The sequence below is a fragment of the Vibrio genomosp. F6 genome, from assembly GCF_005146325.1.
Lineage (GTDB): Bacteria > Pseudomonadota > Gammaproteobacteria > Enterobacterales > Vibrionaceae > Vibrio > Vibrio cortegadensis.
This window is the reverse complement of record NZ_SYUT01000051.1, coordinates 14,230-29,304: the sequence shown is the minus strand read 5'-3', so window position 1 is coordinate 29,304 and position 15,075 is coordinate 14,230. Positions and strand designations below refer to the sequence as shown.

Annotated in this window: 14 protein-coding genes; 8 read left to right on the top strand and 6 right to left on the bottom strand. The window is 39.7% G+C overall.

Going from position 1 to position 15,075, the window contains the following annotated elements:
- Positions 1-320 precede the first annotated feature (320 nt).
- The 5 genes from FCV43_RS17095 to FCV43_RS17075 all read left to right on the top strand — a co-directional run bounded on the left by FCV43_RS17095 (position 321) and on the right by FCV43_RS17075 (position 6,113).
- Entirely contained in the window at positions 321-1,901 is a 1,581-nt protein-coding gene (locus FCV43_RS17095; protein WP_017053718.1) for a BCCT family transporter, read from the top strand.
- Between the two features lie 108 nt (positions 1,902-2,009).
- Entirely contained in the window at positions 2,010-2,285 is a 276-nt protein-coding gene (locus FCV43_RS17090; protein ID WP_017053717.1) for a nitrogenase-stabilizing/protective protein NifW, read from the top strand.
- 151 nt (positions 2,286-2,436) lie between these two features.
- Positions 2,437-3,396: a LysR family transcriptional regulator gene (locus FCV43_RS17085; protein ID WP_136995854.1), complete on the top strand. Its 960-nt coding sequence runs from the start codon at positions 2,437-2,439 to the stop codon at positions 3,394-3,396.
- A gap of 186 nt (positions 3,397-3,582) precedes the next feature.
- On the top strand, positions 3,583-4,647 hold the full coding sequence (locus FCV43_RS17080; protein WP_113796012.1) for an alanine/ornithine racemase family PLP-dependent enzyme: 1,065 nt from the start codon (positions 3,583-3,585) through the stop codon (positions 4,645-4,647).
- Between the two features lie 47 nt (positions 4,648-4,694).
- Entirely contained in the window at positions 4,695-6,113 is a 1,419-nt protein-coding gene (locus FCV43_RS17075; protein ID WP_136995853.1) for a YfcC family protein, read from the top strand.
- 136 nt (positions 6,114-6,249) lie between these two features.
- Here FCV43_RS17075 and FCV43_RS17070 read toward each other — a convergent pair whose 3' ends face one another.
- From FCV43_RS17070 to FCV43_RS17060, 3 genes are all read right to left on the bottom strand, one after another.
- A complete protein-coding gene (locus FCV43_RS17070; protein WP_136995852.1) occupies positions 6,250-7,164 on the bottom strand; it encodes a sterol desaturase family protein in 915 nt (304 codons plus the stop codon).
- 14 nt (positions 7,165-7,178) lie between these two features.
- Positions 7,179-8,210, bottom strand: a complete 1,032-nt coding sequence (locus FCV43_RS17065; RefSeq protein WP_017053711.1) for a DUF2804 domain-containing protein — start codon at positions 8,208-8,210, stop codon at positions 7,179-7,181.
- A 233-nt stretch (positions 8,211-8,443) separates the two neighbouring features.
- Positions 8,444-8,806, bottom strand: a complete 363-nt coding sequence (locus tag FCV43_RS17060) for a hypothetical protein (RefSeq protein ID WP_017053710.1) — start codon at positions 8,804-8,806, stop codon at positions 8,444-8,446.
- 323 nt (positions 8,807-9,129) lie between these two features.
- Here FCV43_RS17060 and FCV43_RS17055 point away from each other — a divergent pair, with 323 nt between their 5' ends.
- The gene (locus tag FCV43_RS17055; protein WP_017053709.1) at positions 9,130-9,657 is read left to right on the top strand and encodes a type II secretion system protein; all 528 of its coding nucleotides are present in this window, start codon (positions 9,130-9,132) and stop codon (positions 9,655-9,657) included.
- 188 nt (positions 9,658-9,845) lie between these two features.
- Positions 9,846-11,495, top strand: a complete 1,650-nt coding sequence (locus tag FCV43_RS17050; RefSeq protein ID WP_136995851.1) for an RluA family pseudouridine synthase — start codon at positions 9,846-9,848, stop codon at positions 11,493-11,495.
- Between the two features lie 19 nt (positions 11,496-11,514).
- Here FCV43_RS17050 and FCV43_RS17045 read toward each other — a convergent pair whose 3' ends face one another.
- Entirely contained in the window at positions 11,515-11,757 is a 243-nt protein-coding gene (locus FCV43_RS17045) for a DUF1289 domain-containing protein (protein ID WP_017053707.1), read from the bottom strand.
- 228 nt (positions 11,758-11,985) lie between these two features.
- On the opposite strand from FCV43_RS17045, the gene FCV43_RS17040 reads away from it, so the two are divergent.
- A complete protein-coding gene (locus tag FCV43_RS17040) occupies positions 11,986-12,432 on the top strand; it encodes an META domain-containing protein (protein ID WP_136995850.1) in 447 nt (148 codons plus the stop codon).
- Between the two features lie 722 nt (positions 12,433-13,154).
- Here FCV43_RS17040 and FCV43_RS17035 read toward each other — a convergent pair.
- Complete coding sequence (locus tag FCV43_RS17035) at positions 13,155-13,718, bottom strand: OmpA family protein (protein WP_029203485.1); 564 nt, start codon at positions 13,716-13,718, stop codon at positions 13,155-13,157.
- 1 nt (position 13,719) lies between these two features.
- Positions 13,720-15,075, bottom strand: coding sequence for a TadE/TadG family type IV pilus assembly protein (locus FCV43_RS17030; RefSeq protein ID WP_136995849.1), 1,356 nt, complete (start codon positions 15,073-15,075; stop codon positions 13,720-13,722).

Sequence of the window (15,075 nt, the reverse complement as noted above, 5' to 3'; positions counted from 1 at the left end):
ATGTGGATATCTCGATAGCCTAACAACTCTGAGCTCAATTTACCTCTAGCCAACCGCAGCCCACTGATCCAGGCCGAGCCCAATCGCACCCAAACCATAGACCACTAATAATTAGAACTCATAACATTTTATTTCATTAAATAGCATATAGAACAGTCAAAACGTGCGCTAAAACTGGTTTTTATTGAATAATAATGTGGTTATTGTTAATATCCCGGCTGATTTTTATTTAGTGGTCTAATTATTTTAACTTTTACAGACCATTTCGCTTTTTAATTTTGAACAAAAAGCATTACGGATTAAACGTTTGAGTATCATTTATGGATAGCAGTTTTAAGAAATACAGTATCGACACAACCGATTACCAAGTCGGGCAAGATAACGTTCAAAAATGGGGATTTGATATACACAACCCTGTCTTCGGCATTAGTGCTGGACTTATTTTCCTTTTCCTTTCAGCAATGCTTATTGTTGAACCTAGTACCGCAAAAGAGGTTCTTAACAACCTCAAAAATGGCATCATCGAAGATTTCGATGTGTTCTTTATGTGGGCAACCAACTTCTTTGTTTTCTTCACCCTTGCTTTGATTGTTTCACCTTTTGGTAAAATCCGTATTGGTGGTAAAGACACAACGCCTGAACACTCTAGAGTCTCTTGGATGGCGATGTTATTTGCTGCCGGAATGGGTATCGGTCTTCTATTCTGGGGAGTTGCAGAGCCTGCTGCTTACTTCACGGATTGGTGGGGAACGCCATTTAATGTTGAACCATTAACCGAAGAAGCTAAATCACTCGCTCTTGGTGCAACGATTTTCCATTGGGGAATTCACGGATGGGCAATTTACGCTATCGTGGCCCTCGCGCTTGCGTTTTTCTCTTTTAATAAAGGGTTGCCGCTGTCGATTCGCTCTGTGTTCTATCCTGTGTTTGGCGATAGAGCTTGGGGCTGGGTTGGTCATATCATTGATATTATGGCGGTTCTAGCCACCTTGTTTGGCTTAGCAACGTCTCTTGGTTTAGGCGCACAACAAGCCACAAGTGGTATTAACCACGTGTTTGGCACTGACGGTGGCATCGGGATGCAACTCATTGTGATTGCATTCGTTACTTCTGTCGCCATTATGTCGGTGGTTCGTGGTATTGATGGTGGTGTAAAACTGCTAAGTAACATCAATATGCTGTTTGCGTTTGCTTTGCTCATTTTCGTGACCGTTGTGAGCTTTGACGTTGCGATGATCTCATTACCTGAGACTCTAATGGCATATGCAGAAAACTTTTTCCCTCTAAGTAACCCACATGGCCGTGAAGACACCACTTGGATGCATGGTTGGACAGTATTCTATTGGGCATGGTGGATTTCATGGTCCCCATTTGTCGGCATGTTCATCGCTCGAATCTCTAAAGGCCGTACTGTTCGTGAGTTCTTAGCAGCAGTTATCTTTATCCCAACATTGGTAACATTGATTTGGATGGCTGTATTTGGTGGCCTTGCTCTTGATCAGATGATCAATAAAGTCGGTGAACTTGGAGCCAATGGTTTAACCGATATCTCACTGAGTCTATTCCATGTGTACGATGTATTACCATTTGGCAATGTGATCTCAATATTATCGGTTGTATTGATCCTGATCTTCTTTGTGACATCATCAGATTCCGGTTCACTGGTTATCGACAGCATTACCTCTGGCGGTAAAGTTGAAACACCAATCCCACAGCGAATTTTCTGGGCAAGTGTCGAAGGTTCTATCGCGGCTGTGATACTTTGGGTTGGTGGTAAAGAAGCACTTCAAGCACTGCAATCGGGTGTTGTTGCGACCGCTTTGCCTTTCACTTTTGTTCTGCTCATTATGTGTTATAGCCTAATCAAAGGTTTGAACTCTGAATACTCCATGTATCGATAATAGCAACGCTAAACACACTTAATATTAATCAGCCTCTGTCATTTGACTGAGGCTGATTTTTTCTTTAGCCTCATCAAAACCTCCTTCTATTTCATGTAGCCCATCAATATGAGCCAGATAAATATTCAACAAAAAATTGCTAGCTTTACCTCTATTGAGCAAGCGTTAGATTATTTCGATATAGGTTTTGATAGCCAATTCATTGATGAGTACCGCCTGCCGCTGATAAAACGCTTCAATGGAAATTTGCTACTGGAAAAGCCAGATGATTGGTTTTCTGCTCGCCGAGCATTAAAGAATGCATATTGTAAAATTCAGCGAAGCCGTTTGGATCGCCATACTCGATCCGCTTGCCGAGGCTGTACGTCTTGTCAACGTCGATAATTGTTCCACTTTGATTCCCTACCCGCTGTATTTATTTTCTAACCTTTCACTATATTCATAATTATAACCCAGTGCGATATCTCTCAGAATTTCATTAATTAAACCATTACCATCACTCGGATACTTATAATGATAAAAGCAGAGATATTAGATGCGTAAAATACACGACATTGATTTAAAGCTTCTTCAGCTATTTTTAACTATTGCAGACTCAGGTGGTTTTTCAGCAGCTCAGTTTAAATTGAACATGCATCAATCCACAATCAGCACCCGCATGAATGACTTAGAGACACGACTCGGTATGACACTCTGTCACCGTGGAAGACGTGGGTTTCGCTTAACCAGCGATGGTGAAAAAGTATATCAACTCAGTAAGGGGATCTTTGAACATATCTCTGAGTTTGAAGAACAACTCGATTGCATTCGAAAAGTCTCTCACGGTCATATTAGACTGGCGCTCACCGATAATCTTGCCACCAATCCTAAATGCAAAATTCAACAAGCGATTCGTTTGTTTTGCAGTGAACACCCTAAGGTGACTCTCGATACCGATGCTCTAGACTCTTACAAAATTGAAATGATGTTACTCGAAGGTACGATAGAACTTGGGGTTACTTCCTCTGAAGTACAAAAAGATGGCTTAAATTATCAGTTTCTATTTAATGAAAGACAGTGTCTATATTGTGCCCCTGAACACCCAATTCTTGCCAATCTCGGAGAAATTACCACTGAAGACATTCTGCAATTTCCGATTGTGGATCGCGGATTAACCCATAAAATAACGCCATTCAGTGACACTGAAAACTTACTCCACTTAGCCAGCAGCACCAACATGGAAGCCACTGCTCACCTGATTTTATCAGGAACGTTTGTCGGGTATTTACCCGATCATTACGCCGCTATTTGGGAGCAACGAGGAGAAATGGTAAAAATCAATGCCCCCTCTTTGGAGTACTTAGCCGATTTTCATTTAACCACCTTAAACTCAAAAGAGTTATCGTTAGCGGCAAAAGAATTAATGTCTGCAATTTACAATGTGCATTTAAATAACGATTCAAATACATCTAAAAACATAAATAAACCTGAAAACCAGCACGCAATAACGACTTAATTCAATTCAAGTACCACTTCTCCTTATGAATATTTTCGGGATAATTACGCTTATCCCGTGAATTTTATTCACTGCGATTTATTACATCGAATTTCAACAAAGTAAGTATCTAAAACTGATTATTTAACTTCAATCTTAAAAAGCGCTCAATGCATATAAATAATATCGTTACCAAAAGGTAATTACATGAGCGACTACCCATGCATTAATATCCACTTAGATACCATTACTCAAAACGCCAAAAACCTTGTATCCGCCAGCAAAAAATATGGTGTCTTCCCAACTGGAGTCACAAAGTTAGCCTGCGCATACCCACAGGTTGGACAAGCGATCCTGAATGGCGGCATTCGTATTCTTGCTGATTCTCGAGTGCAAAACTTGAAAAAGTTACGCCATTTACAAGCAGAAACCATGCTACTGAGAATCCCGGCGATCAGCGACGTCAGTGATGTGGTTCGTTACGCCGACATCTCTCTCAATTCTGAATTGGAAACCCTTCAGGCCCTTTCAGTTGAAGCCATTAAACAACAGAGAATTCACCAAGTGATTCTTATGCATGACATGGGCGATCTACGCGAAGGGGCTTTCTACCAAGAAGAGACCTTGGCTCTCGCACGGCAAGTCATGACATTCGAAGGCTTAAAGCTTGTCGGACTTGGGACTAATCTCGCTTGTTATGGCGGAGTTGAACCGAGTGTCGATAATCAAAAACAACTGATCGCTTTAGCCCAACAGATTGAGCAAGAACATCAGATCCATTTAATGTACCTCTCTGGTGCCAGCTCAGCAGGTTTACCTCTGATGCTAAGTGGAGCACTTCCTCAGGGTATTAATCAGCTAAGGCTTGGTGCTTCAATTTTGATGGGCATTGGACTAAATGACGATCCAATTCCAAACACTCGCCAAGATACGTTTGATCTCTCCGCAGAAGTGGTGGAAATCAAAGTTAAACCTTCTGTTCCAACTCTTTCTACGGCTCTGGATGCTTTCGGTCAACGACCTGAGTTTATCGACAGAGGCCTGCGCAAACGCGCGATTTGTGCCATTGGTAAACAAGATATTGATATCGACCAAATGACCCCAAAAGACAGCAATATTATTGTCATTGGCGGTAGTAGCGATCACTTGATTCTCGATATTACTGACTGTGATGACAACTATCACATCGGAAGTTTAATTGACTTCGAACTCTCCTATGGCGGTGTATTGCAGTGCATGACCTCTGAATATATCACCAAACACTTTATCTAATGTCCCTATGACTACTGCGAGCAGAAACGCCTCGTTAAGGATACAACATGTTCAAAATTAAGAAGTTTCCAAACACCTTCACGATCTTATTTCTACTGATCGCGTTCTTTGCCTCACTGACCTACCTATTACCAGCAGGCAAATACACTCGTGAAATGAATGAGCAATTGGGGCGTGAAGTTCCACTACCAGGCTCTTATCATGTCATCGAATCCTCGCCTCAAGGTTTCTTCGATACTTTAATGGCTCCCATCTCCGGCTTTTATGATCCGGTCAGCGGGGTTATTGGCGCTATCGATGTCAGCCTGTTTGTGCTGATGGTGGGTGGCTTTCTGGGAATAGTGACTAAAACAGGCGCTATTGATACTGGCATTGCGCGAGTAATGGTGCGACTAAAAGGCAGAGAGATCTACATGATCCCAATCCTCATGGTTCTGTTCGCACTAGGCGGTACTTCTTATGGTATGGCTGAAGAATCTCTCGCCTTCTATGGTCTTCTTATCCCCATTTTTATGACGGCTCGATTTGATCCATTGGTGGCAGTCGCTGTTATTTTTGTGGGAACAGGCGTTGGCACATTAGGTTCTACAATCAACCCATTCGGTACAGTTATCGCCTCCAATGCGGCCAGCGTCGATTTTTTGAGTGGCGTTGAGTTGCGCTTTGCCATTCTTGCTATTGCTCTTGTGGTTGGGATTGGTTATGTGATGCGTTATGCGAAAAAGATTCAGAACAATCCTGAGCTTTCTCTACTTGCTCACCTGCGTAAAGATAATGAAGCGCATTTTTTGAGTGGTAAAGAGAACACAGATACCCTTCCCCTTCTGACTGGCTCACAAAAAGGTGTACTTTTCCTCTTCATTCTTACCTTTGGCATCATGATTTATGGCGTTTCCCTTCTCGGCTGGTGGATGGCCGAAATGGCTACCCTATTTATTTTTATGGGGATTTTATGTGGCATCATTGGCCGCCTGAGTGAAGATGACCTCATTAACTCTTTTGTAGCGGGCGCGGCAGATCTCATTGGCGTTGCATTAATTGTCGGCGTTGCTCGTGGGATCGTAGTGGTAATGGAAGCAGGAAACATCACTGATACCATTCTTCATTACGCTGAAGGTATTGTGGCAGGTAAGAGTTCAATTCTATTCATCAACACCGTCTACGCGATTGAAATGCTTCTCTCTTTCATCGTTCCATCCACTTCTGGCCTAGCGGTAATGAGTATGCCAATTCTTGCGCCATTGAGTGACTTTGCAAATACAGGAAGAGAGTTAGTGGTTACCGCGTTTATGAGTGGTATCGGTACCATTCTGTTCATCACACCAACCTACGGGGTGCTCATGGGTGGGCTGGCGATTGCACGTATCCCTTACATTATTTGGCTGAAATTTATTGCACCGCTAGTGGTATTTTTCATTGCTCTAAACTGCGTCATCTTGTCTATAGGAGCTGGACTGTACAGCTAGGTGATCACACTTAGTCATTGAATCATTACACCAATCATAAGTAAGGCCATGCTATGGATTACCACGGCATGGCCTTATCATCACTCAGAAAGCTTCATGCTGTATCACTCCAAAGTCGACCTCATTAAGCTAAGTTCTACTCATGTTTGCAACCAAGTTCTTTTGATGACGATACCTCTTCAACTCTTTGCTGATCTTGAGGATGATCCGATGGCGGTGAAAACAGTATTCCCAGCTTATGTTTCAGTTTACCCTGACTCGCGAACAACTCTTGGAACATCGCTTTCCACTCAGAAAACGTGACAACAATAGGATTAAAGCTATTAACGGGTTTTGAAATACCATAGCGAACCGTTTCAACTTCAGGCTCAAATGTATTGAACACTTTATCCCAAATGATCAGCACGCCCGCGTAATTTTTATCGATATATTGAGCATTGCGTCCATGATGAACCCGATGGTGTGATGGTGTATTAAAAATATACTCCAATACCCCTAACGACCTGATCCATTGAGTATGCACGAAAAATTGCAGTCCAAGATTCAGTAATACTACGAAAACGACCCATTTAGGCTCGAAACCGATGACGACCAGCGGCAACCAAAACATCCACATTCCGGCTAATGGGTACATTAAGCTTTGACGAAAAGCCGTACTAAAATTCATTCGCTCAGAGCTGTGGTGTACAACATGCGCGGCCCACATCCAACGGACTCGGTGGCTTGCACGATGGAACCAATAATAGAAGAAATCTTGCAGAATCATCAGAACAATGAAACTTTGCCAGTTCATACTGATATCGAAAATACGCCAATCAAAAAGCCATAAATAGATACCAGCAACAGCAAGGCCAAGAAGAATATCTGTCGCTTGGTGCATTCCAGCTAACATAAAATTACATGCTACCTCTGCGAAATGATAGCGAGCATTTTCTGGCAAGCTTCCTCTTTTTTGACCCAAAAAATATTCAGCCAAAATGCACGTTACAAATAGAGGAGCAAGCAGCATTAGAAGCCACTCAGGATTATCTATCAAACGGTTAAGGTCCATTTTAACCTCCTTTTTTACCAACGAGCGAAATGATCTTCAGTCAAGCCTATAGCATTATTCAAGCGATGAATCGTTCCTTGGTCATCTTGAATATATCCAGAAAAGTGTCCGATAAACTGGCGAAAATTACTTTTAAGCAACCACAGGTTGAGTTTCTCTGAGCGACAATTAATGGATTGAAATTCAAGGTCAACCTGCCCATCATCAGAATAGATTCGCCACCGTGTTGGTTCTTGAGCTTCTTTATCATTTGAACGAACAAAGTCAAAATGGACAGGCCCCAACAAATGACGCTCACCATTCACCCAAAATACATTTTCACAACTACCAGTTTCGTTCACGCCAGCCGCTAAATTTAAGCCTAATGTAGTGCCTTTTGCTTTGTGATTAATGCTTGCCCAGCGCCAACTCGTTTCACGTCGCATATAACCAGCAGAGAAGTCATAACTAGCCAATGATCGAGTCAAATCAACGTTATTATCTAAAACCGATAAGTTGCCTTCAATACGTAAAGCATTGTGTTTTTGAGTATAGGTCCAACCGTTATAGCCAGTTGGTGTACACATCGATAGTGGTAAGCTTTGATTTGGAAAAGGGAGTAAACGAAGATCTGCTTTCACATTCCTAGTGTTGAGGACCACCTGCCATTGTCCGTCAACGATGTTAAATTGAACGTCTTTTCCGCCAATGTGTGCGACCGATGAGTAGGGGGAAGGTGACGTTGCCGTATCTATAGAAAATGGTCGAAGCCAAGTCTCCTCGATGAGTGCATTATTTTGAATGTCATACACATAACAAAAAGCAGAACCGAGGTAACGAATGTCTGCAAGTGCGACTCCGATAATGTAATTATCAGAAATCACACTAACAAATTGAAATTGCTTATAATCGAAATATTGTCTCCAACGACTTGCGGAGTTATCCATTTCATTCTTATAGCGAAAGAGCTCAACACCAAGATCTTGTGGTATGCCATCAAATTGACCAACCATCGGTTTTCCAGAGCTATCCATCAAGTTTTTAGGAGCGGTTTGGGTAATTCTCATGCTCACATCAAATTCCATTTACATTTTGATAACAGTATTTTGATGCTTAATTGTGCTTTTAGACAGATTTTTATTTGAAATATGCAGGGCTAGAGTCACAAATATTCACTCATGTACCTTGGCTAACGGGGAAACGCTCTCATAAGATGACCAAAAGCGACTCCCAATCACATTTATTTATGGCCTGAGGTGAACGGTAGGAGGTTGAAGAGACTTGAAACAACAATCATTACCTAATCTGTTTGCCTATTTTGATTAGTAAAATGAACCGGGTATTTTTGTCGAATATAACGCTGTTCTTCAAACATATCTTTAAAGGTTATACCTTCATCTAGTTTAATGATGACTTCATTACCATCAAAACGCAGTATTGGCCCTTGAACAGGAATCTGACGATCACCATGCAAACGTAAAATTCCAGCCATGATCAGCCCTTTATATAAAGCTGAAAAATCATGTCTAACAATGCGTATACCTTTTTCAGAAACTTCACTCACAGGGATCAACTGATCTCCGATTCTTATCAAAGGTCGTGCTTTTTTCGGGTATTTTAACCGATAATATTGACGTTTTTGCTCAGCTACTTCTTTTTCCATGGGGGCTTAATATTCCTTCCAATCCCTTTCGCTCAAACTGACTTCGTAGGTTCTACGCTGTAATAAGAATAGTTATGTATCTGCTTGGTTTAGCAAAACTTTAGCTTACATTTGTCGACATAGATACCATATCTAGCCAAAACTAAAACATTCATCATGGCAATGCTCTTCTGGTTATCGAAGCGAACCTCGCTCTTGTGGGTAATTAATAAAAACTAATACCTAAAATTATTTTTCATAAATACCAAAATAGGAACTTTATTGTATAATACGGCAATCAAACAGCACCATTACCCCTTACCAAAATTCTGCGAAACAATTTTATGAAAAAAAATAATGGTTTTACTCTTATAGAGCTCGTTGTCGTGATTGTCATTCTCGGCATTTTAGCGGTCACAGCTGCCCCTCGATTTTTGAATTTACAAACGGACGCGCGCAATGCTCGATTAGAAGGCATGAAAGGAGCTATCGAAGGAGCACTGGCCATCGGGTATGGAAAAATGGCGATAGAAGGGTTAGAGCATTTAAGATACGTCTCAAATATAAATGCAGATGGTAAGACCCCCAAACATGACCTTCCTTTTACCGATTGTAATATTGGTGGTTCTGAAAGTTGCACCTTCATATATGGCTACCCTGATGCCGATAGCACCAGCCTTCGTCAGTTAGTTCAAGAGCTTGCAACAAATGATTCCGATTGGATTATTTTGCGTCATCCTGATGGCGATCCTCGTCGTGAGCTTTTTGTCACAGTTAGAGGAGAAACCGACATGACGGCCTGTGCTGTGCGCTACGCCCCACCGACGTCTACAACACCTCAATATCAACTTGAAGTGTTACCTTGCCTTTAATTATTCGATACCCATAAAATGAATCAAAGCCTATACTTGCTGAGAGTGTAGGCTTTGGTATTAATCATTGCATGAAATAAAAATGCTCGACTTAAAAACAGATCGATAATGCAAATATTCATCATCTGATGACTCATTCACTTTCATTCCTCTTTCTATGAGGGCTGAACTCAGATACAGATATTGAAATGCTCCCATTTAACCCACGTTTTTCTCAGCTAGCGTTTGATCCCGCAACTCAACCATTACCGAAACGCTTTACTTTTCCATACTATTACGAACCACACCCTTTAGCGAATCAAGCTATCGAAGGGTTACAACGGTACCTTACCGATCAATCAAACGCTTTAGAAGATGTTCTCCACATGGGTCGAATGTTTGGTGTTCTGGTCGTAAAAGACCAAGATGGTGTTGTAGGCTATTTATCTAGCGTCTCTGGTGAAAAACCTACTGCATTAGAAAAATTTGTTCCTAGCATTTTGGACTCAACCAATCCTGAACTGCAATACATTCAGAACAAGATTGATAACCTTCGTTGTAAGCTTGATAAATTAAATGATGATCCTGACTTACATCAGCTTAACTTAGAGCTAATGAGCATTAAATCAGAATCGAGTATCGCTCTCGACAGTCATCAACTACGGATCAAGGAAGCTAAGAAAGATCGGAAGTTACAGCGAAATGAAGCAGAAGCTGAGATGTCACCTGAGCAACTAGCATCATTCATTAAGTCCTTAGGTGAACAAAGTAGCCAAGAAAAACGACAGCTAAAAAAATTAAAACATGAATGGTTAAAGAAGATTGCGTTTGTAGAAGAGCAACTAAGAAATCAGAATGCCACTGTGAATGCTCAAAAAGATGCCTGTAGACTAGAACTGGGCAAGTTAACAAAACTAAACCTACAGCAACGTACATTCTTAAACCAACATGGCATAACACAAAGTCTCTACCATTTATTTAAAGATAATACACAACTCGAACCTATTGTGAATTCAGAGCATGAGAATGCCCCGAAACTATTGCAGTATGCGTTCAAACATCAAATGAAACCACTCGCGCTTGCTGAGTTTTGGTGGGGCCCCGCGCCTGAAAAAGAGATCAGGCAGCATAAAAATTTATACCCGGTCTGCAAAAGTAAGTGCTATGAAATTCTCAATCATATGTTAGATGGTATTGAGACAGAGCCCAGTCCATTGACAGTTAACCCCGCTGAAGGCAAAGAACTCGATATTATCTATGAAGATGACGTGATGGTTATCGTAAATAAGCCTGAAGAGTTTCTATCTGTTCCTGGAAAAACCATCTTAGATTCTGTCTATACACGCATAAAATCGCGTTACCCTAATGCGACTGGCCCTCTGATTGTCCATAGACTTGATATGTCTACATCAGGGTTAATTGTATTGGCCCTTACCTCTGAAGCTAATCGATTTATTCAGAAGCAGTTTATTGAACGAACAGTAGAAAAACACTATGTTGCTCTGTTGGAAGGCGAAGTAGAAGAAGAGTCCGGTGTCATTAAGCTGCCACTAGCGGGAGATTTATGCGATCGACCTCGGCAGTTAGTCTGCTTTGAGGAAGGAAGAAAAGCGGAAACGACTTGGCAAGTCCTTAACCGAATAGAAGGCAGAACAAGAGTCAGACTCTACCCGAAAACAGGCCGTACCCATCAACTCAGAGTCCACTGTGCACATCGTTTAGGGCTTAATTGCTCAATTGTTGGCGATGATTTGTATGGCTATAAACAAGACCGCCTCCACTTACATGCTGAATATTTACGTCTGATTCACCCTGTAACTAAAAAAGTAATGGTGTTCACTGCTGATGCCAATTTTTAGTCATTATTTTAAACACTCATCAATCAAATAAGCGCTGCTGAGGACTGGTTTCCGTTTCAGTGCTTATCTTCTTCTTAAGCTTTTGACGTTGATAGCGTTGACGGCATAACCGGATAACATTCAACTGCTGAGCAGGTGTCATGGACAGCCACTCAAACCGTTCACTACGCTTGCGCATGCACCCTTGGCAATAGCCTTTTGGATCGACGGTACAAACTCCAACACAAGGGTTAGGTACAGTAAAAAACTCCAATTGCTCCATATCTTCCCTCCCAAACTAAGTGCTCAATCTCATACACCATAAATATGACATTAAACGGATAAAGCTAATATTTACTTCTCAAAATACAATTTCCATTGCACTAAAATAGTTTATAAAAAATAATGACGATATACTGACACCAAGATAACTTATTCCACTATATTGTTAATACATAAATAGCATAATAATCAATAGCATTTGCTAGCCATATTTACTGGAGTTCATCCTATGAAGTTTAGCTCAAAAACATTATTCGCAGCAGTTTCTCTTCCAATCATGCTATCAGCGTGCACTGGCAATGCGGATGATAACAGTATTGTTACAGAACAAGATTTGCAGCATCACCATTGGGAACTGACAAAAATTGATGGAAAACAAGTAAACTCTGATTCGAAAGTACCTGCCGCAAGTTTAGAAATAGGCGAAAAGATGACAGCAAACGGAAATGCCGGATGCAATAACTTCTTCGGCCAAAGCGAACTTGAGAATGGCAAGTTTCGTATTAAGCAGATGGGGATGACGATGAAGATGTGTCCTGAAGAATCGATGGCGATAGAGAGTACCGTTTCTCAAACGTTATCAGATTGGTCACAACTAACTCTCACAAAAGAGTCACTCATACTCAAAAATGACTCACATATCCTCACATATACATTACGAGATTGGAAGAATTGATAAGATTAATAATGTAAATTTAAGGCAGAAAAGTTTCTGCCTTACTACATAGAAGATTAAGTAGGCTTATTTTTTATAAGTATAAATTAACACAAATAGGTAACATCACTGTAAACAGCATGTATATTAATGTATTTTTCATAATTTAAATAAGCAGTAATTCGTGCATCAGTATTAAATATCAAACTATCAATGATATTAATCGAATCATAAAGTTCTTTTCCATCTATTTCAGCTCTCTGATAACAATGACGAATGTATCGATATTCATCATATAGCTTATTAGCTATTTGTTCGTTACTTATATTAGCTGAACTAAAGTCGTGAGATAATATTCTGAATGAATAGTTCACGTATCGATCTATAATTTTTTTTCTATTCCCATGTAGATACAACTTGCTAAGAATAAACTCTATATCATCTCTTATATTATTACGATTTGCATCAAAACCAACAAGAGAACTGCTAACATCTATTCTAACATCAAAGTCACTGATTATTTTTGGAACCGAAACATTAAATGAAACTATACTCTCATCTGCACGTAGACAAGATGAACATAACAAAAAGAATAGACATAACATTCGAAAATTTATGTGCATTTACAGCCTCAACGCAAATTAAAAATTCACAACGAAAAATCAAGTACAGCTACACATAGACACCACTAAGTGCTCCACACATGATTATAAGGATTAAAGTTATAAAAATCACACCTCCCACTACAAAACCCTAATTAAAACTCTTCTATTACAACCCGAAATACTATTTTCTTCGCTATTGCAGAACGGTATAGATTCACCGAATGATTTTTCAATAATCCTATTACCTAAACTTAAGGTTGATTTGAGGTATTTACCTACTTCAGCAGATCTTCTTTTAGAAAGCTTTTCGTTATATGATACTGAGCCTACATCATCAGCATGCCCTTCAACTAAAATTCTTTTATCTATATCGACAAGATCTAAATATTCGTTAATAGCCTGGTAATGCTGAGGTGTAAGAGAGTATTTATCCGTCTGATAAATAAGTGTTAACACCATTGCTTTTTGATTAAAAATACAATAATCTGTTTTATTAATAGCGCTATTTCTTATAACCTTTCTGTCCTGAATAATACTATTATTATCAGTTGTATGTATGGACATAGCGCCTGCTACCTGAGTAATCGTCGTATTGACGGCTATCAATTCTTTGGTGATAGTATATTCATTAGTATAATTAACACAATTTGCCAATGCATTACCTGACATCACAAAAAATAAAATCGTTATTAAACATTTCATATTAGTCTTTAAGCCGCCCAGTCTCTTCATTAATTAAATTTAAAATATGCTTATACACATCTTTTCCTTTTTCCGCATGATAAATATTTTGTTTACCTACACAGTCACCGAAACCATCATCTTCTTTGACAGTATAGTTAATACCAATAACACCCATAGTAACCTTTGTTTTTACTGTTTTTCTATTATTATCACTTGTAAATCTATTTTTTTTCTTCCCAATTGTTTCTTTAATTTTTTCACATAATTTATTATCTACAACTAGAGTTTTCAAATATTTATCATAAATCTTATACCAACGCCCATTATACTTATCATATTTACTGATTACATGGTTCTCTTTTTCATACTGTTTGGTTCGGTGTGTATCCGTATAAGTAACTTCACTATCGGCACCGTCAGATAAAATTATAAAAACTTGCTCAGGGTTACGTTCATCAGTGTTTACATTATTAGCTTCTTGCGCAGCTGAAATTATTCCTTGCCAAGATTCAGTTCCGCCACCAGTAGCTTGAGTTATCTTACTAGACTTGATCATATCTCTAAATGATATATATTTATCAGTTAAAGGAATATCTTCAGCTGTATTATACATGTGAGCGTAAGGGTAATTTTTAATTGGAGCCCCCGGTTTAAACATAGCCTCAACAACCTCTGCAGGAGTGCGGCTTTTATTTTTTTCATTGACACGATAATTATACAACTGCCTTTCACGAGAATTTGAAACACCTTTTATGTTATAAGCATTGTATGTAATCAAAGATACTTTACTTTTTTTGTCTGTTTTAAGTAAGCTTAGCTCTTTCACCACTCTATCGATGGTATCTTTAACAACTTGCATTTGTGTCTTTGCTTCACCACTCCATATATTATGCATAGACTGACTTATATCTACTATAAAATAGATATCGACAGGTTGAGGTAAAAACTTCCGCGTGACAGAGGAACCCGATACTTTAAATTGCGGATTAACACCAATATCATTGTGGACGATCCACGATTTATGTTCGGTTGATGCTGAAACAACGAAGTCAGTAAAAGGTGACAACTCTCCCTTGTCTTCAACACACTGTGTCGTTTTACAAGTTTCAGTCGTGACTTTAACATCGATATTATTTATGTTATCTGCAACATACAAATCAATTAGTGATCGAGCGTACTCTTTGTCTTCCTCATTATTTTTTTTAGGGCTGGCAATTAACGCTAAACTCGCCACTTCAGTAGCTTCTTCTAACTTGGCATGTGCAAGCAAACGTTGAGAATATCCAACAGCAAACGCAAAGGTCATAATAAGGCATGGTAAGAAAAGCATAAATACAATAGCAGCAACACCTTTCTGCTTGGCAATGGTGCTCAT